General features: G+C 59.4%; 25 protein-coding genes and 1 pseudogene. 14 read left to right on the top strand and 12 right to left on the bottom strand.

The window, feature by feature from the left end; all coding sequences use genetic code 11:
- Positions 1-38: 38 nt before the first annotated feature.
- The 7 genes from hyi (at position 39) to ACQ4OE_RS15455 (ending at position 7741) form a co-directional block, all read left to right on the top strand.
- Entirely contained in the window at positions 39-821 is a 783-nt protein-coding gene (gene hyi, locus ACQ4OE_RS15485; RefSeq protein WP_430947136.1) for a hydroxypyruvate isomerase, read from the top strand.
- 160 nt (positions 822-981) lie between these two features.
- The gene (locus tag ACQ4OE_RS15480; RefSeq protein WP_007919937.1) at positions 982-1875 is read left to right on the top strand and encodes a 2-hydroxy-3-oxopropionate reductase; all 894 of its coding nucleotides are present in this window, start codon (positions 982-984) and stop codon (positions 1873-1875) included.
- A gap of 163 nt (positions 1876-2038) precedes the next feature.
- Positions 2039-3313 carry a glycerate kinase type-2 family protein gene (locus ACQ4OE_RS15475; RefSeq protein ID WP_430947135.1) on the top strand — a complete coding sequence of 425 codons (1275 nt, stop codon included), beginning with the start codon at positions 2039-2041 and terminating at the stop codon, positions 3311-3313.
- Positions 3310-4725, top strand: coding sequence for a pyruvate kinase (pyk, locus tag ACQ4OE_RS15470; protein ID WP_430947134.1), 1416 nt, complete (start codon positions 3310-3312; stop codon positions 4723-4725). The genes ACQ4OE_RS15475 and pyk overlap by 4 nt, the downstream gene beginning before the upstream one ends.
- Positions 4726-4877: 152 nt before the next feature.
- Positions 4878-5792, top strand: a complete 915-nt coding sequence (locus tag ACQ4OE_RS15465) for an urea transporter (protein ID WP_122593457.1) — start codon at positions 4878-4880, stop codon at positions 5790-5792.
- 21 nt (positions 5793-5813) lie between these two features.
- The gene (locus ACQ4OE_RS15460) at positions 5814-6638 is read left to right on the top strand and encodes an ion transporter (RefSeq protein WP_122593456.1); all 825 of its coding nucleotides are present in this window, start codon (positions 5814-5816) and stop codon (positions 6636-6638) included.
- Between the two features lie 104 nt (positions 6639-6742).
- Positions 6743-7741, top strand: a complete 999-nt coding sequence (locus tag ACQ4OE_RS15455) for a sulfate ABC transporter substrate-binding protein (RefSeq protein ID WP_430947133.1) — start codon at positions 6743-6745, stop codon at positions 7739-7741.
- 184 nt (positions 7742-7925) lie between these two features.
- On the opposite strand, the gene ACQ4OE_RS15450 is transcribed toward ACQ4OE_RS15455, so the two are convergent.
- Positions 7926-8546 (bottom strand): hypothetical protein, encoded by a 621-nt coding sequence (locus tag ACQ4OE_RS15450; RefSeq protein WP_430947132.1) that lies wholly within the window; start codon positions 8544-8546, stop codon positions 7926-7928.
- Positions 8547-8789: 243 nt separating this feature from the next.
- Here ACQ4OE_RS15450 and ACQ4OE_RS15445 point away from each other — a divergent pair, with 243 nt between their 5' ends.
- The 4 genes and pseudogenes from ACQ4OE_RS15445 to ACQ4OE_RS15430 all read left to right on the top strand — a co-directional run bounded on the left by ACQ4OE_RS15445 (position 8790) and on the right by ACQ4OE_RS15430 (position 12255).
- Entirely contained in the window at positions 8790-9977 is a 1188-nt protein-coding gene (locus tag ACQ4OE_RS15445) for an MFS transporter (RefSeq protein ID WP_122593452.1), read from the top strand.
- A gap of 322 nt (positions 9978-10299) precedes the next feature.
- Positions 10300-10956: a peroxiredoxin-like family protein gene (locus ACQ4OE_RS15440; protein WP_430947131.1), complete on the top strand. Its 657-nt coding sequence runs from the start codon at positions 10300-10302 to the stop codon at positions 10954-10956.
- A gap of 101 nt (positions 10957-11057) precedes the next feature.
- A pseudogene (locus tag ACQ4OE_RS15435) lies at positions 11058-11231 on the top strand (SDR family oxidoreductase); the annotation flags it as partial.
- 145 nt (positions 11232-11376) lie between these two features.
- Complete coding sequence (locus ACQ4OE_RS15430) at positions 11377-12255, top strand: LysR family transcriptional regulator (protein ID WP_430947130.1); 879 nt, start codon at positions 11377-11379, stop codon at positions 12253-12255.
- Positions 12256-12321: 66 nt separating this feature from the next.
- On the opposite strand, the gene ACQ4OE_RS15425 is transcribed toward ACQ4OE_RS15430, so the two are convergent.
- The 10 genes from ACQ4OE_RS15425 to ccmA all read right to left on the bottom strand — a co-directional run bounded on the left by ACQ4OE_RS15425 (position 12322) and on the right by ccmA (position 19714).
- The gene (locus ACQ4OE_RS15425; protein ID WP_430947129.1) at positions 12322-12726 is read right to left on the bottom strand and encodes a hypothetical protein; all 405 of its coding nucleotides are present in this window, start codon (positions 12724-12726) and stop codon (positions 12322-12324) included.
- Positions 12727-12751: 25 nt separating this feature from the next.
- Positions 12752-13951: a c-type cytochrome biogenesis protein CcmI gene (gene ccmI / locus ACQ4OE_RS15420; protein ID WP_430947128.1), complete on the bottom strand. Its 1200-nt coding sequence runs from the start codon at positions 13949-13951 to the stop codon at positions 12752-12754.
- Positions 13948-14418, bottom strand: a complete 471-nt coding sequence (locus ACQ4OE_RS15415; protein WP_122593442.1) for a cytochrome c-type biogenesis protein — start codon at positions 14416-14418, stop codon at positions 13948-13950. Before ACQ4OE_RS15415 ends, ccmI begins: the two co-directional genes overlap by 4 nt.
- Positions 14415-14951 carry a DsbE family thiol:disulfide interchange protein gene (locus ACQ4OE_RS15410; protein ID WP_016987490.1) on the bottom strand — a complete coding sequence of 179 codons (537 nt, stop codon included), beginning with the start codon at positions 14949-14951 and terminating at the stop codon, positions 14415-14417. Before ACQ4OE_RS15410 ends, ACQ4OE_RS15415 begins: the two co-directional genes overlap by 4 nt.
- On the bottom strand, positions 14948-16936 hold the full coding sequence (locus tag ACQ4OE_RS15405) for a heme lyase CcmF/NrfE family subunit (RefSeq protein WP_430947127.1): 1989 nt from the start codon (positions 16934-16936) through the stop codon (positions 14948-14950). The genes ACQ4OE_RS15410 and ACQ4OE_RS15405 overlap by 4 nt, the downstream gene beginning before the upstream one ends.
- Positions 16937-16939: 3 nt before the next feature.
- Positions 16940-17395 carry a cytochrome c maturation protein CcmE gene (gene ccmE / locus ACQ4OE_RS15400; protein WP_430947126.1) on the bottom strand — a complete coding sequence of 152 codons (456 nt, stop codon included), beginning with the start codon at positions 17393-17395 and terminating at the stop codon, positions 16940-16942.
- The gene (gene ccmD / locus ACQ4OE_RS15395; protein WP_008055370.1) at positions 17392-17568 is read right to left on the bottom strand and encodes a heme exporter protein CcmD; all 177 of its coding nucleotides are present in this window, start codon (positions 17566-17568) and stop codon (positions 17392-17394) included. Before ccmD ends, ccmE begins: the two co-directional genes overlap by 4 nt.
- On the bottom strand, positions 17565-18320 hold the full coding sequence (locus ACQ4OE_RS15390; RefSeq protein ID WP_430947125.1) for a heme ABC transporter permease: 756 nt from the start codon (positions 18318-18320) through the stop codon (positions 17565-17567). The genes ccmD and ACQ4OE_RS15390 overlap by 4 nt, the downstream gene beginning before the upstream one ends.
- A gap of 93 nt (positions 18321-18413) precedes the next feature.
- Positions 18414-19082 carry a heme exporter protein CcmB gene (ccmB, locus tag ACQ4OE_RS15385; protein WP_430947124.1) on the bottom strand — a complete coding sequence of 223 codons (669 nt, stop codon included), beginning with the start codon at positions 19080-19082 and terminating at the stop codon, positions 18414-18416.
- Positions 19079-19714 (bottom strand): cytochrome c biogenesis heme-transporting ATPase CcmA, encoded by a 636-nt coding sequence (ccmA, locus tag ACQ4OE_RS15380; protein WP_122593434.1) that lies wholly within the window; start codon positions 19712-19714, stop codon positions 19079-19081. The genes ccmB and ccmA overlap by 4 nt, the downstream gene beginning before the upstream one ends.
- Before the next feature lie 197 nt (positions 19715-19911).
- Between ccmA and ACQ4OE_RS15375 the strand changes: the two genes are divergently transcribed.
- From ACQ4OE_RS15375 to ACQ4OE_RS15365, 3 genes are all read left to right on the top strand, one after another.
- Positions 19912-21486 (top strand): flagellar hook-length control protein FliK, encoded by a 1575-nt coding sequence (locus ACQ4OE_RS15375; protein ID WP_430947123.1) that lies wholly within the window; start codon positions 19912-19914, stop codon positions 21484-21486.
- The gene (locus tag ACQ4OE_RS15370) at positions 21483-21812 is read left to right on the top strand and encodes an EscU/YscU/HrcU family type III secretion system export apparatus switch protein (protein ID WP_430947122.1); all 330 of its coding nucleotides are present in this window, start codon (positions 21483-21485) and stop codon (positions 21810-21812) included. Before ACQ4OE_RS15375 ends, ACQ4OE_RS15370 begins: the two co-directional genes overlap by 4 nt.
- A 108-nt stretch (positions 21813-21920) precedes the next feature.
- Positions 21921-23627, top strand: coding sequence for a hypothetical protein (locus ACQ4OE_RS15365; RefSeq protein ID WP_430947121.1), 1707 nt, complete (start codon positions 21921-21923; stop codon positions 23625-23627).
- 226 nt (positions 23628-23853) lie between these two features.
- Here ACQ4OE_RS15365 and ACQ4OE_RS15360 read toward each other — a convergent pair whose 3' ends face one another.
- On the bottom strand, positions 23854-25461 hold the full coding sequence (locus tag ACQ4OE_RS15360; RefSeq protein ID WP_430947120.1) for a hypothetical protein: 1608 nt from the start codon (positions 25459-25461) through the stop codon (positions 23854-23856).
- Positions 25462-25610 lie beyond the last annotated feature (149 nt).

Here is a 25610-nt window from a genome sequence, read left to right as displayed (position 1 = left end):
CCACATGGGGAACCTCACAAGATTAACGGGAGACCACCATGCCGCGTTTCGCAGCCAACCTGTCCATGCTGTTCACCGAACAGGATTTCCTTGCCCGTTTCGACGCCGCCGCCAAGGCTGGTTTCAGCGGTGTCGAGTACCTGTTCCCGTACGACTTCAGCTCCGCTGAAATCAAGGCCAAGCTCGACGCCAACGGTCTGACCCAAGTGCTGTTCAACTTGCCGGCCGGTGACTGGGCCAAAGGCGAACGCGGTATCGCCTGCCTGCCGGATCGGGTCGAAGAATTCCGCGCCGGTGTCGATCTGGCGATTGCCTACGCGCAAGTGCTGGGCAACACCCAGATCAACTGCCTGGCCGGTATTCGCCCGCAAGGCGTTGACGATGCCACCGTTGAAAAAACCTTCGTTGCCAACCTGAAGTACGCAGCTGAAAAGCTGCAAGCGGCGGGCATCAAACTGGTGATGGAAGCGATCAACACCCGCGACATCCCGGGTTTCTACCTGAACAACACGGCGCAAGCCCTGTCGATTCGCGAGCAGGTCGGCAGCGCCAATCTGTATCTGCAATACGACATCTATCACATGCAAATCATGGAAGGCGATCTGGCCCGCACCCTGCAATCGCACTTGGGCGAGATCAACCATGTGCAGCTCGCCGACAACCCGGGCCGCAACGAACCCGGCACCGGTGAGATCAACTACCGCTTCCTGTTCGAACACCTGGATCGCATCGGTTATCAGGGTTGGGTCGGCTGTGAGTACAAGCCGCTGACCACTACCGAAGCAGGCCTCGGCTGGCTTAAAACCCACAACGCTATCTAAAGAACACTGCAAAACCCCTGTGGGAGCGAGCCTGCTCGCGAAGAGGCCGGCACATTCACCATCAATGGCGTCTGGCAGATCGCATTCGCGAGCAGGCTCGCTCCCATATAAAGCAGCTCCCCTATTTGCTTGAGCAAGACAAAAACAAGAGGATTTTCTCATGGCTAAAATCGGATTTATCGGCACCGGCATCATGGGCCACCCAATGGCTTCGAACCTGCAGAAAGCCGGTCACAGCCTGTTCCTGTCGGCGCACCACGACGCCGCCCCGGCCGACCTGGTTGCCGCTGGCGCCGTCGCTCTGGCCAACCCGCGCGAAGTCGCGCAGGAAGCTGAATTCATCATCGTCATGGTTCCGGATACCCCGCAGGTCGACGACGTACTGTTCCGCGCCGACGGCGTTGCCGCTGGCCTGAGCAAAGGCAAAATCGTCATCGACATGAGCTCGATCTCGCCGACTGCAACCAAAGCTTTCGCCGCGAAGATCAACGAGAAAGGCGCGCAATACCTCGACGCCCCGGTTTCCGGCGGTGAAGTCGGCGCCAAGGCCGCGACCCTGAGCATCATGATCGGTGGCGACGCCGATGCCTTCGAACGCGCTCTGCCGCTGTTCCAGGCCATGGGCAAAAACATCACCCTGGTCGGTGGCAATGGCGACGGTCAAACCGCCAAAGTCGCCAACCAGATCATCGTTGCCCTGAACATTCAGGCCGTCGCTGAAGCCCTGCTGTTCGCTTCGAAAAACGGCGCTGATCCGGCCAAGGTGCGTGAAGCACTGATGGGTGGTTTCGCGTCCTCGAAGATCCTTGAAGTGCACGGCGAGCGCATGATCAAAGGCACTTTCGATCCAGGCTTCCGCATCAGCCTGCACCAGAAAGACCTGAACCTGGCCCTGCAAGGCGCCAAGGAGCTGAACATCAACCTGCCGAACACCGCCAACGCCCAGCAAGTGTTCAGCACCTGCGCGGCCATCGGTGGCAGCAACTGGGATCACTCGGCGCTGATCAAAGGTCTGGAACACATGGCCAACTTCTCGATTCGCGACAACAAATAAGCCACTGCCCCGTCGCTCGTTCCCACGCTCTGCGTGGGAATGCAGCACGGGACGCTCCGCGTCCCTGCCGAAGCGGACGCAGAGCGTCCATTGAGGCATTCCCACGCAGAGCGTGGGAACGATCATCAGCATTAACCAAGAACAATAAGATTGGGAGCCCGCCATGTCGGTCGATCCGCAACAACTGCTGCGCGAGCTGTTTGCCACAGCCATCGACGCGGCCCATCCGAACCAAGTCCTCGAAGCCCATCTGCCCGTCGATCGTAGCGGCCGGGTGATCGTCATCGGCGCCGGTAAAGCCGCCGCTGCCATGGCGCAAGTGGTCGAGCGCTGCTGGGAAGGTGACGTCTCTGGCCTGGTGGTGACCCGTTACGGTCACGGCGCCCCGTGCGAAAAAATCGAAGTGGTCGAAGCCGCGCACCCGGTGCCGGACGCTGCCGGTCTGGCCGTGGCCAAACGCGTGCTCGAATTGGTCAGCAACCTGACTGAAGACGACCGCGTGATCTTCCTGCTCTCCGGTGGCGGCTCGGCCCTGCTGGCGTTGCCGGCCGAAGGCATCACCCTCGCCGACAAGCAATCGATCAACAAAGCCCTGCTCAAATCCGGCGCGACCATCGGCGAGATGAACTGCGTGCGCAAGCACCTCTCGGCGATCAAGGGCGGGCGTCTGGGCAAGGCCTGCTGGCCTGCCACTGTTTACACTTACGCGATTTCCGATGTACCGGGCGACCTCGCCACGGTCATCGCTTCCGGCCCGACTGTGGCCGACCCAAGCACATCCGCCGAAGCGCTGGCGATCATCAAACGCTACGGCATCGAGATTCCGGTTTCGGTGCGCACTTGGCTGCAAAGCCCAGAGTCGGAAACCGTCAAACCCGGCGACCCAAGCCTCGCGCGTAGCCACTTCCAGTTGATCGCCCGCCCGCAGCAATCGCTGGATGCCGCTGCGGTGAAATGCCGTCAGGCCGGTTTTAGCACGCTGATCCTCGGCGACCTCGAAGGTGAGTCGCGCGAAGTGGCGAAAGTCCACGCCGGCATCGCCCGCCAGATCATCAACCATGGCCAGCCATTGGCAGCGCCGTGCGTGATCCTCTCTGGTGGCGAAACCACCGTGACCGTGCGCGGCAATGGCCGTGGCGGACGCAACGCCGAATTCCTTCTCAGCCTCACCGAGAACCTCAAAGGCCAGCCCGGCGTCTACGCCCTGGCCGGTGACACCGACGGCATCGACGGTTCGGAAGACAACGCCGGCGCGATCATGACCCCGGACAGCTACGCCCGCGCCGCCGCCCTCGGTCTGAGCGCCAGCGACGAGCTGGATAACAACAACGGCTACGGCTATTTCGAGGCGCTCGATGCGCTGATCGTCACCGAGCCGACCCGCACCAACGTCAACGACTTCCGCGCCATTCTGATCCTTGAGAGCTGCAAATCATGACGCCTGATAAAAAGGTCAAAATTCTCGCCACCCTCGGGCCTGCCGTCGACGGCATCGAAGAGATCCGTGAACTGGTCGAGGCCGGGGTGAATATCTTCCGCCTGAACTTCAGCCACGGCGATCACGCCGACCACGCCAAACGCTATCAGTGGATCCGCGAAGTCGAGCGCCAGCTCAACTACCCGCTGGGCATTCTGATGGACTTGCAGGGGCCGAAACTGCGCGTCGGCAAGTTTGCCGACGGCAAGGTGCAACTGCATCGCGGTCAGGCCTTCCGTCTGGATCTGGACGCGACGCCGGGCGATGAGCGCCGGGTGAATCTGCCGCATCCGGAAATCATTGCCGCGCTGGAAGCGGGCATGGATCTGCTGCTCGACGACGGCAAACTGCGTCTGCGTGTGGTGACCAAGTACGACGATGCGATCGACACCACCGTGCTCAATGGCGGCGAATTGTCGGACCGCAAAGGCGTCAACGTACCGCAAGCGGTACTCGACCTCAGCCCGCTGACCGCCAAGGATCGCCGCGACCTGAGCTTCGGTCTGGAGCTGGGTGTGGACTGGGTCGCGCTGTCGTTTGTGCAGCGCCCGCAGGACATCATCGAAGCCCGCGCGCTGATCGGCGACAAGGCCTTTCTGATGGCGAAAATCGAGAAGCCTTCCGCCGTTGAACAACTGCGCGAAATCGCTGAATTGAGCGACGCGATCATGGTGGCTCGCGGTGACCTCGGCGTCGAAGTGCCGGCCGAAAGCGTGCCGCAGATTCAGAAGAACATCATCACTACCTGCCGCGAGCTGGGCAAACCGGTGGTGGTGGCGACGCAGATGCTCGAGTCGATGCGCTTCTCCCCTGCCCCGACCCGCGCTGAGGTGACTGACGTCGCCAACGCAGTGGCCGAAGGCGCTGACGCGGTGATGCTGTCGGCAGAAACTGCGTCCGGCGAGTACCCGCTGGAAGCCGTGCAGATGATGAGCAAGATCATTCGTCAGGTTGAGAACGGTCCGGATTATCAGACCCAGCTCGACGTCAGCCGGCCGAAAGCTGAAGCGACCGTGTCCGATGCAATCAGCTGCGCGATCCGGCGCATCAGCAACGTGCTGCCGGTGGCGGTGCTGGTCAACTACAGCGAGTCGGGATCGTCGAGTTTGCGTGCGGCGCGGGAGCGGCCGAAAGCGCCGATCCTCAACCTGACGCCGAACCTGCAAACCGCGCGGCGTCTGAGCGTGGCGTGGGGGATTCACTCGGTGGTCAACGATCGCCTGCGTCAGGTCGACGAAGTCTGCTCGACCGCGCTGGAAATCGCCCAGGCCCAAGGCATGGCCGAGCGCGGGGACACGCTGCTGATCACTGCCGGCGTGCCGTTCGGGCAGCCGGGGTCGACCAACTCGCTGCGTATCGAAACATTGATTTAAGCCACCCACCATGATCGTTCCCACGCTCTGCGTGGGAATGCGGCCCGGGACGCTCTACGTCCCAAGAGCAGACGCAGAGCGTCCTTTGAGGCATTCCCACGCAGACGGTTCGACGCCTCGACGTGGGAACGATCCGTATCGCAAGAACTGCCATGCCTGCCAATCATTTCAACACCCACTGCCCCGACTGGGCCGAGGCTTTGCTCAACGGTTTCAGTCAAATATTCCTCCAGCGCCATCCGCTGTGCGGCCTGCTGTGCCTGTTGGCGATTCTGCTGACGGCGCCGGTGCTGTTCGCCGGAGCGCTGCTCGGTGCCGTTGCCGGCCTGCTTACTGCACAACGGCGCAACTACGCCAAGGCTGATCGCCAGGCCGGGTTGTTCAGCTACAACGGCATCTTGCTCGGCCTGCTGCTGAGCCTGTATTTCCCGTGGTCGCCGATGCTGCCGCCGCTGATTCTTGCCGCTGGCGGTTTGAGCGCGATGGCCACGCAGCAATGGCTTAAACACGTGTACAGCAGCCGATCGATTCCGGCCTACACCTCGCCGTTCGTGGCCATGAGCTGGGTATTGCTGTTGTTCGCCGAACCGTCGGCGCCCATAGCGCACATCGAGCTGAACACACTGAACCTGCTCGCCGCCGAACTGCGCGGTTTGGGCCAGGTGATGTTTCTCGGTCATCCACTGGCCGGCGCTTTGATCGCCATCGGTTTGCTCATCGCTGATCGCCGGGCGTTTTGCTGGGCGATGCTAGCGTCTGCCATCGGCCTCGGTTCCAGCCTGCTGCACCACGAAACCAGCGCTGCGCTGTTCGGCCTGGGCAGTTACAACGCCGTCCTTGCCGCCCTCGCCTTCAGCACGCAACGTCAACAACCGTGGCTGCCGCTGGTCGGCATCGTGCTGGCGCTGCTGGTCACACCGCTGTTTGCAGCGGTGGGCCTCGCCACGCTGACCGCGCCGTTCATCCTCGCTGGCTGGCTGATCCGCACCGGTATTCAGATGCTCGGCAAAACCCCGGTCGAGCGTGCGCCTTGCGCTCATGGGGAGAATCAACCTAGGCTGCGCTGATCTTCGATTCAGGCGTTATCCATGGACAGCAGCAACAGTTGGCGCGAACGGCTTTACGTCATGATTTTCCAGAGCGACACCCGCGCCGGGCGTCGCTTCGACGGCATCTTGCTGTTGATCATCCTCTCCAGTCTGGTGATTGTGATGCTCGACAGCATCGACAGCATTCACCAGAACTACGCGAACGTGCTGGCCTATATCGAGTGGGGCTTCACGATCATCTTTCTCGGCGAGTACATCCTGCGTCTGTATTGCTCGCCCAAGCCGTTGCGCTATGCCTTCAGTTTTTACGGGCTGGTGGATTTGCTGGCGATCGTGCCTGGCATCCTTGCGCTGTATTACAGCGATGCGCAGTACCTGCTGATCATTCGGATCATCCGCATGCTGCGGATTTTCCGCGTGCTCAAACTCAGCCCGTACCTCAAACAAGCCAATTACCTGATGTCGGCGCTGCGTGGCAGCAAGCAGAAGATCGTGGTGTTTCTGGTCAGCGTCTGCACGCTGGTGACGGTGTTCGGCACGTTGATGTACGTGATCGAAGGCCCGGAGCATGGCTTCACCAGCATCCCGAAAGGCATCTATTGGGCTATCGTCACGTTGACCACCGTGGGCTTCGGCGACATCGTGCCAAGGACGCCGCTGGGTCAGGTGATTTCGTCGCTGGTGATGATCACCGGTTACTCGATCATCGCCGTGCCGACGGGCATTTTCACCGCCGAACTGGCCAATGCCATGCGCGGTGAACAGCTGCAACACGACTGCCCGGTGTGCAAGAAAAACAGCCACGAACACGGCGCGGCGTTCTGCTCGCGGTGTGGCAATGCGCTGTTCAAAAAACTGGAATAAGCACAGAGCTTTTTAATCTTTAAACGACTATGCGCGCCCCGTTATAGTCAGTGGCAATTGAACATCACCCCCTGCTCCTACACAGATAGAACAAGGAATACGCAGTGAAAAAACTCTTTGGCGCCTCACTTCTCGCCGCCGGCCTGGCCTTGGCCAACATCGCTCAGGCAGCCCCGACGCTGCTCAACGTTTCCTACGACGTGATGCGCGATTTCTACAAGGACTACAACACTGCGTTCCAGAAACACTGGCAAGCCGAGCACAACGAAAACATCACCGTGCAGATGTCGTTCGGCGGTTCGAGCAAGCAAGCGCGCTCGGTGATCGACGGCCTGCCGGCTGACGTCATCACCATGAACATGGCCACCGACATCAACGCCCTCGCCGACAACGGCAAACTGGTGCCGGAAAACTGGGTCACGCGGCTGCCGAACAACAGCGCCCCATTCACTTCGGCCACTGTATTCATCGTGCGCAAAGGCAACCCGAAAGCCCTGAAAGACTGGCCGGATCTGCTCAAGGACGGCGTGCAGGTGATCGTGCCAAACCCGAAAACTTCGGGTAACGGTCGCTACACCTACCTGTCGGCTTGGGGTTATGTGCTGAAGAATGGCGGCGACGAGAACAAAGCCAAAGACTTCGTCGGCAAACTGTTCAAGCAAGCGCCGGTGCTCGATACCGGTGGCCGTGCCGCGACCACCACGTTCATGACCAACCAGATCGGCGACGTACTGGTGACCTTCGAAAACGAAGCAGAAATGATTGCTCGCGAGTTTGGTCGTGATCAGTTTGAAGTGATCTACCCGAGCGTCTCGGCTGAGGCTGAGCCGCCGGTTTCTCTGGTCGATAAAGTGGTCGACAAGAAGGGTTCGCGTGCGGCGGCGGATGAGTACCTGAAGTACCTGTGGTCGCCGGAAGGTCAGGAAATCGCGGCGGCGAACTACCTGCGTCCGCGTGATCCGGCGGTGTTGGCAAAGTACACCGATCGTTTCCCGAAAGTGGATTTCCTGTCGGTGGAGAAGACCTTTGGTGACTGGCGTACGGTGCAGAAGACTCACTTCAATGATGGTGGGGTTTTTGATCAGATTTATAGCGGCCAGTAAGGCTTAGACAGGCGTGAAAAAGGCGACCCTCAGGGGTCGCCTTTTTTGTGCGCATACTTCCATCCAACACTGCCCCCTGTGGGAGCGAGCCTGCTCGCGAAGAGTTTGGCACATTCAACATCCATGTCGCCTGACATACCGCATTCGCGAGCAGGCTCGCTCCCCCAGGGTCATGCGGTGACTATTACATCGGCGGGGTAACGCCGTCCTTACCGGCGGAGATCGATTGCGCCGTCAACGTGCCATCCGCACTCTGCGTGACGAACGTCACGATCTTCACCCCGACCTTCAGCAAGCTCCGATCCCCCGGCTCGAGATTCACGATCGGCACATCCTCCGGCACCAGTATCTTTTGCTGTCCGCCCTTGTAATTCACCGTCAGCACTCGCCCGTTGCTCACCACCAGATCGCCGACGCTGCCATTGGTCATGCTGCTGCCCTTGGCCAAATCAAACGGCCGATGCCCATCGCCACTCCCCGCCAGCTCCGGCGGAAACACATGAACCTCAAGGGCCTTGAGCGTGCCATCCTCCTGCGGCATCGCCGCCGAACCGATGTAGCTGCCGGGTTTGATGTCTTCGATATTGGCCAGGGTGACGGCGCGAACCTTGGTGTCGGCCGCCAACTGAATCACCACGTTCTCGCCGCTGTTGACGTGGACTTTCAGTGAGTCGGCGCTGACCCCGGTGATCTCGCCGCGCACACCGATGCGCATCCCCGGTGCGTCGGCGGCCTGTGCGCTCATCGCGCCGAGCAGGCAAATCAGAACAATGGTTGCGGTATGGCGAAGCGTCTGACCAAACATTGCAATCCTCCGGTGATGAATGTGGAACAAGCCGATGCAAACATAAGCACGCTATCGAACAGGATGTAAGTGAATGTATCATCGACCCTTAATGGTCAGACGCAAGGTCTGCCGATGGATGACAGGCCGATGACATCCGGTCATTCCGCAACGGAATAACTGATATCAACCGACGGCGTCTTCTGCCCTTCGGATTTGTCCCATAGCCTCACCGCATTCCCTTTCGCTGGATCGAGAAACCTTATGACCACCACCACTCACGCAATGACCCGAGGCATGGTGCTGCTGTTCGCCTTCTGCTGCGGCGCCATCGTTGCCAACATTTATTATGCGCAGCCGATCATCGGCCTGATCGCGCCGGACATTGGCCTGAGCGACACCATGGCCAGCTTCATCGTCTCGCTGACGCAGATCGGCTATGCGCTGGGCCTGTTCTTCCTGGTGCCGCTGGGTGATCTGCTGGAAAACCGCCGGTTGATGATCATCACTACGGTGGTGGCGATTGCCAGCCTGCTGGCGGCGGCATTTACCGATCAGCCGAATGTGTTTTTGCTGATTTCTTTGTTGGTGGGCTTCAGTTCGGTGTCGGTGCAGATTCTGATTCCACTGGCCGCACACTTGGCGCCGGAAGAATCCCGTGGCCGCGTGGTCGGCGGCATCATGGGCGGCTTATTGCTGGGTATTCTGCTGGCTCGGCCGGTGTCGAGTGTGGTGGCCGACCATTTGGGCTGGCGCGCAATGTTCATGATTGCTGCCGCACTGATGGCGGCGATCAGCGTGGTGCTGGCGTTGACCGTGCCCAAGCGTCAGCCGGATCACAGCGCTACGTATGGCCAACTGATCGGCTCGCTGTGGACACTCCTGCGTCAGCAACCGGTGCTGCGTCAACGGGCGTTTTATCAGGGCTGCATGTTCGCCACGTTCAGCCTGTTCTGGACCGCCGTGCCGCTGGAACTGGCGCGCAACCATGGTTTGTCGCAGAGCGAAATCGCCATCTTCGCCCTGGTTGGCGCCATCGGTGCCATTGCCGCACCGATCAGCGGCCGCCTGGCCGACGCCGGCCACACTCGCATCGCTTCGCTGCTGGCCATGCTGTTCGCCAGCCTGAGCTTCCTCCCCGCCTTCATCCACCCGGCCTACAGCGTCATCGGCTTGGCCGTGACCGGCGTAGTGCTCGACTTCTGCGTGCAGATGAACATGGTCCTCGGCCAACGCGCGGTCTATTCGCTGGACGCAAAAAGCCGTGGTCGACTGAACGCGCTGTACATGACCAGCATTTTCATCGGCGGCGCCTTCGGCTCGTCGGTGGCCAGTGCGGTGTACGAGCATGGCGGCTGGTTGTGGATCGTGATTGTCGGCAGTGTGTTTCCGCTGTTGGCGTTGTTGCGGTTTTTGAGTGCTTCGCAGCGTGGTTCATTGGCAGCGGCGTAAGGCCTTAAAGGCTGAAGGGACTGCCGAAGAAGAATGAGCCCCCCTGTAGGCCTTCGCCTGCTCGCGATTGCAGAGTGTCAGTCACAGATCTATTGACTGACACTCTGCAATCGCGAGCAGGCGAAGGCCTACAGGTACGTAACTCCGTGCATAACTGCACAGAAAGTATTCAGAGCGATGTTCGGTTCTTTTACAGCATGTGATGAGCCCACCCATTCCCCGCCAGCATGAATGCTATGCCCCGCACCTGCGTTCCCCTACACGCGCCTGACGGTCACTCTTGAACCCAGCCACTACCGGCGCGTCTTCAGGACTTTCGACCATGACCCTGCAAGCACAACTCGATGCCTTTAAAGCCGACTTCAAGGCCGGCAAACCGCCTTACAACGCCCCGGCCGACATTCATCCGGTGATGGAGCGTGCCACCGCTGAACTGATCGCCTCTGGCGCCGCCAATCGTGCGTTGAAGGTCGGCGATACGGCTCCGCTGTTCACCCTCAAAGATCCTGAAGGGCATCCGGTCTCGTCCGCTGATCGGCTGGCACAAGGGCCTTTGGTGCTGACGTTTTATCGTGGCGTCTGGTGTCCGTACTGCAACATGGAGCTGCAAGCATTACAGGCGTTTCTGCCTGTGATTGAAAACAACGGGACGAGCCTTTTGGCGATTTCACCGCAGATCGTTGCCAACAGCCGCAAGTCGCAACGCATCAATAAACTGCAATTCCCGATCCTCAGCGACCCGCGCAATGACGTCGCGGCAGCCTTCGGTTTGCGCTTCGAACTGCCAGACTATTTGATTGAGCTGTACAAGAATCTGCGCAATGACCTGCCGACCTTCAACGACGATCCAGCCTGGACCTTGCCGATGCCGGCGCGTTATGTGATCGGTCAGGACGGCGTGATTCGTTACGCCGAGGTCAACCCCGATTACACTCAGCGTCCCGAGCCTGAAGCGATGCTGGATGCATTGCGTGGCTGACCCGATTGAATGCCCAGGAGTTGCCATGACCCGACGTACTTTCCTCATCACCGGCGCCAGCAAAGGCATTGGCCGGGCGCTGGCCGAACATCTGGATCGCGCCGGGCAGCGAGGGTGAAGCGCGGTATCTGGCGGGGGTGCCGATGGGACGGCTTGGGCAACCGGAGGAGATTGCCTCGGCGATTGCATTTCTGTTGTCCGAGCAGAGCGGCTTCATCACCGGACAAACCTTGTTCGTCGATGGCGGCGCCTCGGTCGGCAAAGCTGCGTTCTGATCAACATACTGAATACCGGGTGGGAGCGAGCCTGCTCGCGAATACGGTACGTCAGACACATTGATGTCGCTGATACACCGCTTTCGCGAGCAGGCTCGCTCCCACAGGAATCTACGATAATTTCCAGACTTGTACAGGAGCATTGATGGACCGCCTCGCCGCCATGGAAACCTTCGTCTGCGTCGTCGAAACCGGCTCGTTTTCCGCTGCGGCCCGACGGCTGAATATCGGTCAGCCCGCCGTATCGAAAACCATCGCGCATCTGGAAAAACGTCTGGCCGTCAGCCTGCTCCTGCGCTCTACCCGAGGCCTGACCCCGACCGAAGCCGGGCTCGCGTTTTTCGAGCGGGCCAAACGCGCCCTCGAAGAAGCCGACGAGGCCGACAACGCTGCGCGAGGCATCGCCAGCGGCCTGAGCGGCAATCTGCGCATCAGCGCCGCCGTGACTTTCGGACGCTTGCACATCGTGCCGCAACTGGGGCCGTTCCTCGATCAACATCCACAACTGAACATCGACTTGATGCTCGACGACCGCAACATCAACCTGGTTGAAGAAGGCATCGATGTGGCCCTGCGCATGGGTGGACTCACCGACTCGGGACTCACCGCACGCAAGATCGCTGACTGCCGCCGCGTTGTGCTCGGCACGCCGGCCTACTTTGCCAGACACGGCGAGCCAAGCTGCCCCGCCGATTTGAGCAAACATCAGGCGGTCGTCTACAACCTCGGCAGCGGCAGCACTTGGCAGTTTGCCAAAGGAACAGAAAAACAATCGGTGATCCTCAGCGGACGCTTGCGCGTCAGCGCGGCCGAAGGTGTACGCGAAGCCGTACTGGCCGATCAGGGCCTGACAATCGCTTCCGAATGGATGTTCGCCCGAGAGCTGGCCAGCGGCGCAGTGAAAAGGGTTATGCACGACTGGACCCTGCCCGACCTGGATTTATGGGCGGTATTTCCCACCGGGAGAATGGCGAGTGCCAAGGCGCGGGCGTTTGTTGAGTATGTTCAGGGCTTGCTCGCTTAGCCAATACCCGCGAACGCTTTCAAATGACAGACAAAAAAACGGCGATCCAAAGATCGCCGTTTTCATTCACTGCGCGAACTGTTTGCCCAGCCCCGGTGGCACGCCGTGGATGTTGGTGTCTTCCCACGGGCCGTTGGGGCTGACGGCGCGGCTCCAGCCGTTGTTCCAGCGGTAGTAGGTGCGCTGGCGGTAGAAGGTGTTGGTCTGGTCGTCGAGGACATAGACGCCGAGTTTCTGGTCCCAGTGGCTATTGCCGCCCGGTGGCGGGGCGAAGCTGGCCGAGGTGCGCGGCACTGGTTTGGTTGGTTTCGCCGGGATGCTTTTGCCCGGTGTTGGCGAGGTCGACGGGGTCGGGCTTGGCTGCGACGGCGGGATCGGCGGCAGGTTGGTGGTCGGCTCGGGGCGTTGTACCGCACATGCACTCAAGCCCAGGGCCAGTGTGAGGACTGTGATTCGGGCGATGGTTTGCATGGCGGTGCTTTCCTGTTGTGCCCGGCTATTTGTCCGGGCTGTCGATGGTCAGTTTTTGTAGTGCGGTGGTGCTGCTGGCCAGAGGGCCGCTGCGACCGACCCACTCACCGGCGGTCGGTTGACCGGCCCGTGAGATGCGCGCAACCAGTTGGACTTCAGGGAAGTTCGACAGTTTCAACTGCGGCATCATTGCGTCGGCATCGCCCAGTTCGACGGTTACCGGCAGATCGGCCACGGTCAGGCGTTTGGCCGCCAGCGGTGCCGGTGGGCCGGAGGTGGCGCGGGCAAAAATGAAAACGCTGTCGCCCGGCTGCACTTTGCCTTTGAGCTCGCTGGCCAGATCCACGCTGACTTTCAGCAAGGCTGTTTTTGGCGCTGCAGCTTGAGCGACCTTGCCGCCGCTGGCTTCCAGACGCTCGGCGGCGCGTTTGATCCCGCCTTGCAGCGCTGCCCGAGAACTGTCCTCCGGCGGCAGTTGCGCCAGCAGACGGTTCCAGTAATCGATCGCTTCCTGATACCGCTCGCCTTCAAACGCGGCGATACCGAGCAGACCAAGACTGGTGACTTCTTTCGGGTCCGCCTTCAGCGCTTCGTCGGTCAGCGCCTGGATTTTTGCCGACCACTTTTTGCCATCCGCAAAATACTGCGCCTGGGCCCACTGGCCGAGCAGTTCCGGCTGGCGACCGGCCAGATTGGCGGCGCGTTCGAACATCTTCGCCGCGTCCGCCGGACGCTCTTGCGCCATGTAGGTCCGACCGAGGAAATACAGACCCTCAGCAGAATCCGGTTGCGCGGCGACGGCACGTTCCAGGCGCTGGGTCATCTCTTCCATCGACTGCGGTGCCTGGGCGAATTCGCGGGTCAGTTCGACTTTGTCGGCAGCACCGAAATGCAGATACAGACCCAAACCCAACACCGGCACCAACACGGCCGCCAGCAGCGGAAACGGTTTGCCCAGTTTCGACACGCGCGGCGAAGCTGCGCCTTCGGTATCCGCCAGCAACTCACGCGCCGCCTCGGCACGACCGCTGTCCATCTGCGCAGCGTCGAGCACGCCTTCCGCCTGTTGCGATTGCAGTTCGGCGACACGCTCCTGATACAGCGCAACGTTCAGCGCAGTTCGATCCTCTTCACGCTGGGCGCGCCGCTCACGCAGCACCGGGATCAGCAGAAAACTCAGGGCGACCAGAAGCAACAGCCCTGCGGCAAGCCAGAAATCAGTCATTCTTGGTTTTTATCCAACAGTTGATCGAGGCGCTGACGCTCATCGGCGGAAAGCGATTGCGGGGTTTCGGTGCGTTGCCCGCGACGCCGGCGAACGATCACTGCGATCACCACCAAACCGCCGAGCAGCAGACCGGCGGGGCCGAACCACAGCAGCGCAGTCTTGGCGTTGAGCGCCGGTTTGTAGCGGACGAAATCACCGTAGCGATCGACCATGAAGTCGATGATCTGCTGGTTGTCCTTGCCCTCGCCGAGCATGCGGAAAATCTCTTTGCGCAGGTCAGCGGCAATCGGTGCGTTGGAGTCGGCGATGTCCTGGTTCTGGCACTTGGGGCAGCGCAGTTCCTTGGTCAATTCGCGGAAACGCTCGCGATCACCTTCTTTGGCGAACTCATACGTATCGATGGCGGCATGGGCGACACCGACCAGACTCAGGCCCAATACCAGCGCGGCTAAAAAACGCTTCATGGCTTGGCCTCATCGACCAGCGCCTGATATTTGGCCGCGAGTTTTTCGCGCCAGACCTGCTCGTCGATCACGCCGACGTATTTGTCGCGGATGATGCCCTTGGCGTCGATGAAGAAGGTTTCCGGCGCGCCGTACACACCGAGGTTCAAGCCCAGCGAGCCTTCGTCGTCGCGGATGTCGAGCACGTACGGATTGTGGAATTCGGCCAGCCACTTCAAGGCATCGGCGTTGGTGTCCTTGTAGTTGATGCCGTAGATCACCACGCCGCGCTCGGCGAGTTTATTCAGCACCGGATGCTCGACCCGGCAGGAAATGCACCAGGTGCCCCAGACGTTGACCAGCGCCGGTTTGCCGAGAATGTCAGCCTTGGTCAGGCTCTTGTCGCCCTGCACGTTTGGCAGGGAAAACTCCGGGAACGGCTTATTGATCATCGCCGACGGCAGTTCCGCCGGATCGAGGTACAGACCGCGATAAAGAAACACCGCCACCAGCAGGAAAATCGCCAGTGGCACCAGCATCAACCAACGTCTCATGCAGCCGCTCCCGTCATGCCCAGTGCTTCACGCACCTTGGCTTTCACCTTGACCCGATAACGTCGATCCAGCGCCGCCAGCAACCCACCGAAACCGGTGAGCAAGCCGCCGAACCAGATCCACCGCACAAACGGTTTGACGTGTACGCGAACCGCCCACGCACCGTTGTCCAGCGGCTCGCCGAGGGCAACGTAAAGGTCGCGAGTGAAACCGGCGTCGATCCCGGCTTCGGTCATCACCGAGTTCTGCACCGTGTACAGACGTTTTTCCGGGTGCAGCACGCTGACTTCCTTGCCGTCACGAATGACACGGATGGTGCCTTTGTCGGAGGTGAAGTTCGGCCCTTCGAAGTGCTTGGCGCCTTCGAAGACAAAATGATAACCGGCCAGGTCCATCGATTCGCCCGGCGCCAGACGCAGGTCGCGTTCGGCACTGTTCTGACTCGACAACACCACGCCCAACGCACACACGGCGATGCCGAGGTGGGCGATCTGCATGCCCCAATAGCTGCGGGTCAGCGTTAGCAAGCCTTTGATCAAACCTTTGTGGCGGGTCTTGTCGACGATGTCGCGGGCACCGGCCAGCAGCACCCACGCAGCAAGCAGGAAGGTCGCAATCACCGCCCAGTTGAAGTCGCCGTAAGCGACGCCGGCAACCACCGCCAGCGCAACGCTACCCAACAGCACTGGGGTCAGCATGCTCGCCAGCCATTTCACCGGGGTGTCTTTCCAGCGCACGATCACACCGACCGCCATGACCATCATCAGCAGCGCCATCAACGGAATGAACAGCGCGTTGAAGTACGGCGGGCCGACCGACATCTTCGCGCCGCTGAGGGCGTCGAGAATCAGCGGGTACAGCGTGCCGAGCAGGATCATCGACGCCGCCACCACCAGCACCAGGTTGTTGCCCAGCAGCAGGGTTTCCCGCGACCACAGGTTGAAACCGACCTGACTCTTCACCACTGGCGCGCGCAAGGCGAACAGGGTCAGCGAACCACCGACCACAAACAGCAGGAAGATCAGAATAAACACGCCGCGTTCAGGATCGGAGGCGAACGCGTGCACCGAGGTGAGCACGCCGGAACGTACGAGGAACGTGCCGAGCAGGCTCAGCGAGAACGCGGCAATCGCCAGCAATACCGTCCAGCTCTTGAACACGCCACGTTTTTCCGTGACCGCCAGCGAGTGGATCAGCGCGGTGCCGACCAGCCACGGCATGAAGGAAGCGTTTTCCACCGGGTCCCAGAACCACCAACCGCCCCAGCCAAGTTCGTAATACGCCCACCACGAACCGAGGGTGATGCCGATACCGAGAAACGCCCAGGCGACGATGGTCCACGGACGCGACCAGCGGGCCCACGCGGCATCGAGGCGACCGCCCATCAACGCCGCGATGGCGAAGGCGAAGGCCACGGAAAAACCGACGTAACCCATGTACAACATCGGCGGGTGAACAATCAGGCCGATGTCTTGCAACAGCGGATTGAGGTCAGCGCCATTGCTCGGCATTTGCGGCAGGATGCGTTTGAACGGGTTGGACGTGAGGATCAGGAACAGCAGGAAACCGGTGCTGATCATGCCCATCACCGCCAGCACACGGGCGAGCATGACTTGCGGCAACTGCCGGGAGAACACCGACACCGCGAAAGTCCAGCCGCCGAGGATCAGCGCCCACAGCAGCAACGAACCTTCATGGGCGCCCCACACGGCGCTGAATTTGTAATACCACGGCAACGCAGTATTGGAGTTGTTCGCCACATAGGCGACGGAGAAATCATCGGTCATGAACGCGTAGGTCAACACGCCGAACGCGAACAGCAAAAACGCAAACTGCCCCCACGCGGCGGGTTGGGCCAGACTCATCCAGAAACGGTCACCGCGCCAGGCACCCACCAATGGCACCACGGCCTGCACCAGCGCAAAACACAGCGCCAGAATCATCGCCAGATGGCCCAACTCAGGAATAAAAATCGCCGACGTCATTGATCAACCCTCCTTCACAGGCGCTGGTGCAGATTGACCGCTGTCTTTCAACGCTTTGGTCACTTCCGGCGGCATGTACTTCTCGTCGTGCTTGGCCAGGACTTCATCGGCGACGACAACACCGTCAGCGTTGAGCTTGCCGAGGGCGACGATGCCCTGCCCTTCGCGGAACAGATCCGGGAGGATGCCGCGATAGGCGATGGTCACGGATTTATTGAAGTCGGTGACGACGAATTTGACGTCCAGCGAATCTGGCGAGCGTTGCAGCGAGCCCTTCGCGACCATGCCACCGGCGCGAATGCGCGTGTCTTGCGGCGCTTCGCCGTTGGCGATCTGGGTCGGCGTATAGAAGAGATTGATGTTCTGCTGCAGGGCGCTCAAGGCCAGGCCGACGGCAGCGCCGACCCCGACCAGAATGGCCAGAATGATGATCAGACGTTTCTTGCGCAGCGGATTCACTTGCCGTTCTCCCGGCGCAGACGACGCGCCTCTTGTTGCAGATACCGCTTGCGGGCCAGGATCGGCGCCGCCACGTTAAGTGCCAGCACCGCCAGACAGATGCCGTAGGCCGACCAGACATACAGGCCATGATGGCCCATGGCGAGGAAGTCGCCGAATGAAGCAAAACTCATCGAACGGCCTCCAGACTGTGCTGCACTTCTTCTTTCACCCAACTGGCGCGGGCTTCGCGCTTGAGCACTTCGAGGCGCATGCGCAACAGCAAAGCGGTGCCGAAGAAGCAGTAGAAACCCAGCACGGTCAGCAACAGCGGCAGCCACATTTCCGCCGGCATCGCCGGTTTTTCGGTGAGGGTGAAGGTCGCGCCTTGGTGCAGGGTGTTCCACCACTCCACCGAGTATTTGATGATCGGGATGTTGATCACGCCGACGATGGCCAGCACCGCGCAGGCTTTGGCGGCGCTGTCGCGGTTGCTGATGGCATTGCCCAGCGCGATCACGCCGAAATACAGGAACAGCAGAATCAGCATCGAGGTCAGCCGCGCGTCCCAGACCCACCACGAGCCCCAGGTCGGTTTACCCCAGATCGCCCCGGTGACCAGCGCCACAGCGGTCATCCACGCGCCGATCGGCGCGGCGCATTGCAGGGCGACGTCGGCCAGTTTCATCTTCCACACCAGCCCGACCACACCGCACACCGCGAGCATCACGTAGATCGACTGAGCGAGCATCGCGGCGGGTACGTGGATATAGATGATGCGAAAGCTGTTGCCTTGCTGATAGTCCGGCGGCGCAAAGGCCAGGCCCCAAACGACGCCGACGCCGATCAGCAGCAACGCTGCGATGCTCAACCACGGCAAGAACTTGCTGCTGATGCCGTAGAACCACTTGGGCGAGCCGAGCTTGTGAAACCAGGTCCAGTTCATACTGTTTCCATCACGGGTGCCGCTCATCGGTGTGAGCTGGCATAGGGTCATGCTTTTATTAAAAAGCGGTTAATTTCTAACCAGACCTCATTATTATTCGCCGACGCTGATCTTCAGGCCAGCAGCTATTGCAAAGGGTGTCAGGGTGATCGCCAGGGCGGTCAGGCTACCAAGCCACAGCAGATACCCGGTCGCCGGCATGCCTTGCAAGGCGGCCTGCAAGGCGCCACTGCCAAGGATCAACACCGGGATGTACAACGGCAGAATCAGCAGCGCCAGCAACAGGCCGCCGCGTTTCAAACCGACCGTCAGTGCCGCGCCCACCGCGCCGAGCAAGCTCAGCACCGGTGTGCCCAACAACAACGAAAGCAGCAAAACCGGCAGGCAGGCGGCAGGCAAACCGAGCATCAACGCCAGCAGCGGTGAGAGCAAAACCAGCGCCAGGCCGGAGAAAAGCCAGTGTGCCAGCACCTTGGCCAACACCAGAAGTGGCAGCGGGTGCGACGAAAGGACCCACTGTTCCAGGGAGCCATCTTCGAAATCACTGCGGAACAGCCCGTCCAGCGAGAGCAGGACCGACAAAAGCGCCGCCACCCAGACTAACCCGGGGGACAGGTTTTGCAACACTAGAGTTTCCGGGCCGACGGCCAGCGGGAACAAAGCGATGACGATAGCGAAGAAAATCAGCGGATTGGCCAGCTCCGCCGGGCGGCGAAACAGCAATCGGGATTCACGGGCAACCAGCAGGCCAAACACACTCATACTGCCCAGTTCCCCAGATCGATGTCGCGATAACCGGCCGGCATCCGGCTCAGCGTATGGTGCGTGGTCAACACCACCAATCCGCCGCCTTCGCAGTGAGCAGCCAGGTGTTCTTCGAGTTGCGCCACGCCCTGCTTGTCCAGTGCGGTGAATGGCTCATCAAGAATCCACAACGGCGGGCTGTCCAGATACAGACGCGCCAGCGCCACGCGGCGTTGTTGGCCGGCGGACAGACTATGACAGGGAACATCTTCGAAACCGCGCAATCCTACCGCTGCCAGCGCTTGCCAGATGGCCTCGCGTTCGGCGGGATGATGCAGGGCGCACAGCCACGAGAGGTTTTCTTCCGGGGTCAGCAGATCCTTGATCCCGGCGGCGTGGCCGATCCACAGCAGATTGCGTGCGAGTTCGCTGCGTTGCTCGGTCAGTGGCTGACCATTGAGCAGGACCTGACCGTCGGTCGGCTGCATCAGCCCCGCCAACAGCCGTAATAAACTGGTTTTACCACTGCCGTTAGGGCCGCTGATCTGCACCATATCGCCACTGGCCAGTCGCAATTCGAGATTTTCGAAGAGCAGCCTGAGATCACGTTCACACGCGAGGGCAACGGTTTGCAGGACAGGACTGGTCAAGGGATCACGGGCCTTATACGGTTCAAGTCGGCTCTGGTGCGGCCGTTAAAGAGATGCAGAATAGATGCATTGACGGCGCAATCTAGAGAGCTGCGTCAAACAATTGTTATGTTTTTTGATCGAAGCGCAAGACGCGCGGCATTATACATGGCGTGCCTTACTCTCAAGAGTGCAATTTCCTCAGGTTGTGTCCGCGTATGACAGGCGAAATGAACATCCTCCCGCTCCCGCCCACCACCGCGGCGACCGTTCGCCCGCAGGTCGGCGAGCTGCTCAAGCTGTTGACGCCGGTCGAGGGCCTGATCAGTGCCGGGCAAAGTGCCAAGGCCGAGGTGTTGTCGCTCAAGCAAGCGGACCAGACCTTCCAGTTACTGCTCAAGGTGACGCTGGACAGTGGCCGCCAAACCACCGTGCAGGCGACCAGCAATCTGCCGTTGCCTCAGGGCACCAGTCTGGCGATCACTCAGCCCTCGGCGGGCAACCTGGCGATCACGGTGCAACAAGCCATCGCCAGCAGCGTCGCCGCCCTCACCCGCATCGATACCGCACAGTTGCCAGTGGGCACGCTGCTGCAAGGCAAAGTGCTGACCTCGCAAGTGCTGCCACAGACGCCGGGGCAAGCGACGGTGTTCCGCTCGCTGGTCACTTTGCTCAATACCGCACAGAGCGGCAGCACACTGACCATCGACAGCCCGCAACCGCTGCGCATCGGCACCCTGCTGTCGGCGCTGGTCGAAGACACGCAAACCCTGAAATTCCTGCCGATGAGCAGCCGCCAGGAGCGACTGGCTGTCAGCCAGCAACTGCTTGGCCAGCAAAGCCGCCAGGCCTCGCTGACGGGTTTGTTGAACGCGCTGCAAAACCTGCCGGCGGACACCGATCAGACCTCGCAGGACCTGCGCGCAGTGGTCGACAAATTGCTCGCCAGCCTGCCCGATGTGCAGCAACTGAGCACCGCCAAAGGTGTCGCCCTGGCCCTGGCCAACAGCGGCGCGTTCCTCGAAGCGAAACTGCTCGGCGGACAGAACCCGACACTGGCGCCGGACATGAAAGCCGACCTCCTCAAGCTGATCGCGCAACTGACCCCGGGCCTGCCGAGCAGCACCAGTTTCAACGCGATCATCGCCGCCAACACCCTGGCGCAAGCGCTGCCGAGTTTCGTTCGCAACGCGCTCGGCATGCTTGGTCAGGTCAGCGCCAAACCGGTGCCGAGCAGCTTTCCCCTGCCTGATCGCTTGCTGCAAAGCCTCGACGGCGAAGGTGATCTGGAACAGCTACTGCGTTTGGCCGCTGCTGCTGTTTCGCGTCTGCAAAGCCATCAACTGTCGAGCCTGGAGCAGACCGGCGTCACTGACGATGGCCGCCTGCTCAGCACCTGGCAGCTGGAAATCCCCATGCGCAACTTGCAAGACATCGTGCCGTTGCAGGTGAAGTTCCAGCGTGAAGAAGCGCCGGAGCGCGAACCACAGCCGAACGAACGTCGCGACGAGCGTGAGCCGAAACAGCACCTGTGGCGCGTCGATCTGGCGTTCGATATGGAACCGCTTGGGCCGATGCAGATTCAGGCGCAGTTGATCGCCGGCAGCCTGTCGAGTCAGCTCTGGGCCGAACGGCCTTACACCGCAGATCTGATCGAAAACAATCTGTTCGCCCTGCGCCAGCGTCTGCTCGATCGCGGGCTCAACGTCGGCGATATCGACTGCCACCTCGGCACCCCGCCGCAAGGCAACCAAACCCGCCTCGAACACCGCTGGGTCGACGAAACCGCATGAACGATTCCACTGCCCCACGCCAGGCCGTCGCCCTCAAATACGACGGCAACCACGCCCCGACCCTCACCGCCAAGGGTGATGATGAACTGGCCGAAGAGATTCTGCGCATTGCTCGCGATTGCGAAGTGCCGATTTATGAAAACGCTGAATTGGTGCGCTTGCTGGCGCGGATGGAGTTGGGCGACAGCATTCCGGAAGAGCTGTACCGGACGATCGCCGAGATCATCGCGTTTGCGTGGAATCTGAAAGGGAAATTCCCCGAGGGGCAGGACCCGAATGCGCCGATGGTCGAAAAGGACATCACCGATCGGGGTGCAGACTACTGACATGGGGGACCACTCGTCGGGACTGTCAGATCTGACAGTTGGCGAATTGCACTGAATTTGGCCAGATCATTCCTGGAAGCCGCACCGCGCTTTTTTCAGGAGAATCCAATGATAACGCAATCGAAAACCGGCTCAGATAATGCGATTCAAGCCCTGCGACCTGTCGATATTTCGGGCTTTGTGGAACCAGTCGAGGGTGAAGAGCTGTACGACGGTGGCGTGGGAATCAATGCCTTCGAGCGAGGCCTGCGTATAAACATCTCCCCTTGGCAAATGAAGTTGGGGGATGAATGCAGATTGTACTGGCAGAACGTTGCCTCACCGATCAGGCTGGAAGTCATCGACTCCGATGACAAACTCAACAAAGAAGTTGTATTCAACCTGAGCGGCCAGGAAGTCCTCGACGGCTCCGCACTGGTTTTTTATACCGTGGAAGCTAGACACCAGACACCGGAAGACTCAGCAAAGCTGAAGGTGCTGGTCAAACGCACCTATCCTGGCGGCCAACTTGACCAGCCAGAACCTGCTGGGCATCCGAACCTGCGCTATCGATTTGTTCCTGATGTCGCAAATGGCATTGATCAAGGCATGGTCGATAACGGCATACGCCTGCTGGTTCTGCCTTACCCCAATATGACGATCTACGACAAAATAGTCGCGCGGTGGGGAGTATCGGAGACAGCGACATTCTATCCCGTCACTCAACGTAACATCGACGACCCGCTCAACTGTCCAATCGAGGTTTTCTTCAGCAAGGCCTTGATCGAGCGCGCAGGACAAGGCATTCACGCTGTCAACTTTCAGGTTATCGATCGCTGTGGCAACTTCCCACACCCTTTTGCGCCGTGGGCGATTGCGACCAGAGTCAGCGTAACTCTGGGAGATACCGCCCCTCTCTTGCCACCTGAAGTCACAGGCGAACAAGCCGGTTCCATCGATCCGGCCTTTCTGACAGAACTCTTCGTCAGGGTTCCCAAGAGCGGATTGCACCTCAATGACCTCGTCAGTGTTGACTGGCAGGGACGCATTTCCCGTCCAACCACCCCAAAGCGCTATACCGGTGGAGAAACTCTGGATTTTGCCATTCCACTCGAATGGGCGAGAGAAAGCGATCAAAGCAAGGTCACTATCACTTACACGGTGCGCGGCAGAACTTCCCAGCCCAAAGTTGTAAACGTGAAAACCACCATTGAGCTAAAAATTCCATCGATTCTAGAGGCTTACGGTGAAGCTGGCGATCGATTGAAGATGGCGGATATCTACTACGCCAGACACGCGACGATCCAGATCCCCCAATTTGTTGGAATGGCGCCCGGACAAACCATTCGAGCGCGATGGGCATCGTCCCGCCATGTTTTCGACAGCGTTATAACGCCCGTGGCGCACGTGGGGTCCATGACCTTTGAGGTTCCTCGCCTCGAAGTCGTGGACGCCATCGGCAGTACGGTGAATGTCAGTTTTACGCTGCGTAACTATGCGAATGGGCCACTGCATCGCTCAGAAGCCTTGCGCCTGGCAATCGATGCTCAAGCATTCACCCTGACGCCCCCACGCCTTACTCCTGACCTCAGTACCGTCACCATCCGGTTTCCAGGGTTGCTCACCGGATACAGCGCGCGCGTGCGCCTAGCCGGCGTGGTGATTCGTAGAACCGAGTGGCGACCCCTCACTACAGGAATAACGGCAGAGTTCGCAATTCCGGGTGAATGGATCAAAGAAAACAAGGGCAAGGCGGTGTTGATCAACTACAGCGTCAACCGGCCCGGTATCGATGAGCACAGCATGTTCTCTCAGGTATTGAGGGTGCAGCTTTAAAAGCGCTCCATGCTGCGCAATAGCAGGGGTCTGCGTAAAAGCCCAACATGGAGACGCAAAACATGAGCGCCGAGACGCGCGAAATTGAAGGTTGGCCAACCCGCGCCACAGATTTTTAAAATCGCTCGTCTTGAAGTCATCGACGCTATTGGCGGCCTAGAAGCGCCTGGCAAAAAGGGGAAATAGCCCCCCCACAAGGGGCTATTGACTCAAAGACCAGAACAAATCAAGACCCATAACTTGATACCCCCTGATCTCCTTCGTGATAACTAAAATTAAAAACATGATCATCAATCGTCAATCGAATAACCGGCAAGTACCGTCCCGTCTGCTGAAAATAATCCTTCTGAATATACTGAGCCCCAGCCAGCCCTGTTGGCGAAGCGACATAAAAAAACGCCTCAAGTGGCAGTTGCTTTGGAATACCGACAGGCCAAGCCGCAACTACTATTTCATTTGGAAAATTTAGATCTGCTGCGTGGTCAAAATTGTTTCTAGCTTTTAGAAAGATCGAGAATTGCTCGGGTTCGGGCCCTAAAGAACATTGATGATACTGCCGGCTATCATGCGCGTGGTAATGCCCCTTCCATTTGGCCAGGGTATTAATCCCCATTTCCATACATGAGTTACCTTCGCCAGCAAAGTAGTCATGACGTCCGCACGACATATACCGTCTGTCCGTTGCACCATCAAAGGGAAACGAACATCGTACCGGCGTTGGATAAGAATCAGCCTTTGCTGCCATATCAAGACTTTTGAATACGAAGCCCGTCACTTCACCCCGATAGAGTCGAGCCATTTGCAAGTCCTGACGCAAATATGAAAACGCCACTCCATTACGAGCAATCGAAGTCCGACTAGGGTCCCAAGCGTGATAACTGATTGTTGCTTTGGTCACGCGGATCAGCACCCCGTTACAAAAATATGCACTCTTACCAGCACAGGTTTCAGAGACGTTTTCATACCGCGCGTTCAGCTGTTCCGCCACTACCTGGCCGTAAATCTGATCTGAAACTGAAACACTGAACACATTCTGGTTGGGCGCACCAAGATCAAGTCTGACAATGGGCAGATATAGCGAGGTTGCCAAGTAGTATTCACGCTGAAATTTCTGTGCATCCGCCAGCTTCGCTGGCGTGGACACATCATAAAAAACTGCCTCTACAGGAAGCTTTTCAGGTTTGCTCTCATCCCAGGTCTGAATGAGGACCTCCATGGGCTTCGCGGTCCACACAGCATCCACAAGCTTGTGTGCTTCCAGACTGGCCTTGAATTGCGTGGCGACAACCGTACTTAATGAACATTGGTTCTTTGGTAGAGAATTATGTTCCTTGAAATTCTTCAACCATGCCGAAGCCGTAGTGGGAGAGCCCGCCAACTTTGCACAGTTGGCAAGATCAGGATCAGCTTGCGCCATCCTCGGTGCAAATCCACATCCGTGATCTGCCCGTTCATCAAGTGATTCGGTTGGGAAGGGAAAAATACAACGCACATTCACGGCCTTATTTTCCGCTAACGCCGAAGTCTGGTCTTTCAAGATGAAGCCGCTTTTTCTGTTTCCGTTCAGCGCGCCACTACCGACATCCGAACGAATATAAGTGAATGCAACAGATCCGAGTTTTGTCGCCTGCGACCCATAATCCCAGAACTTGAAGAACGCGTTGTAATCGACTGCCCTCAGGAGGATCCCTGAACAATAATAGGCGGGAGTTCCATTTGAGCACTGGGCGACATTGCTTTGATATCTCGCATTCAAGTCCGTCACTGATGCCTGACCGGACATGGGATTAACAGCAGCGGAGAAAACGAAAGTCAGGAACAGGAAGAGTTTCATATTCATACCCTGATGAAGTTGAATTCATCACGAGTATGTTGAGTGCCGAAGATTGTTATCTACTGTCAGATCTGACAGTCCTGACCAACGGCACTTCCAATTAAAAAAAAAGATCGCAGCCTTCGGCAGCTCCTGCATCGGGATTAGCG

Origin of the sequence: Pseudomonas sp. WC2, assembly GCF_050586545.1 — a bacterium.
In the GTDB taxonomy this organism is placed as follows: Bacteria; Pseudomonadota; Gammaproteobacteria; order Pseudomonadales; family Pseudomonadaceae; genus Aquipseudomonas.
The sequence above is the reverse complement of the archived record's forward strand: the minus strand, read 5'-3'. Positions and strand labels throughout refer to the sequence as shown.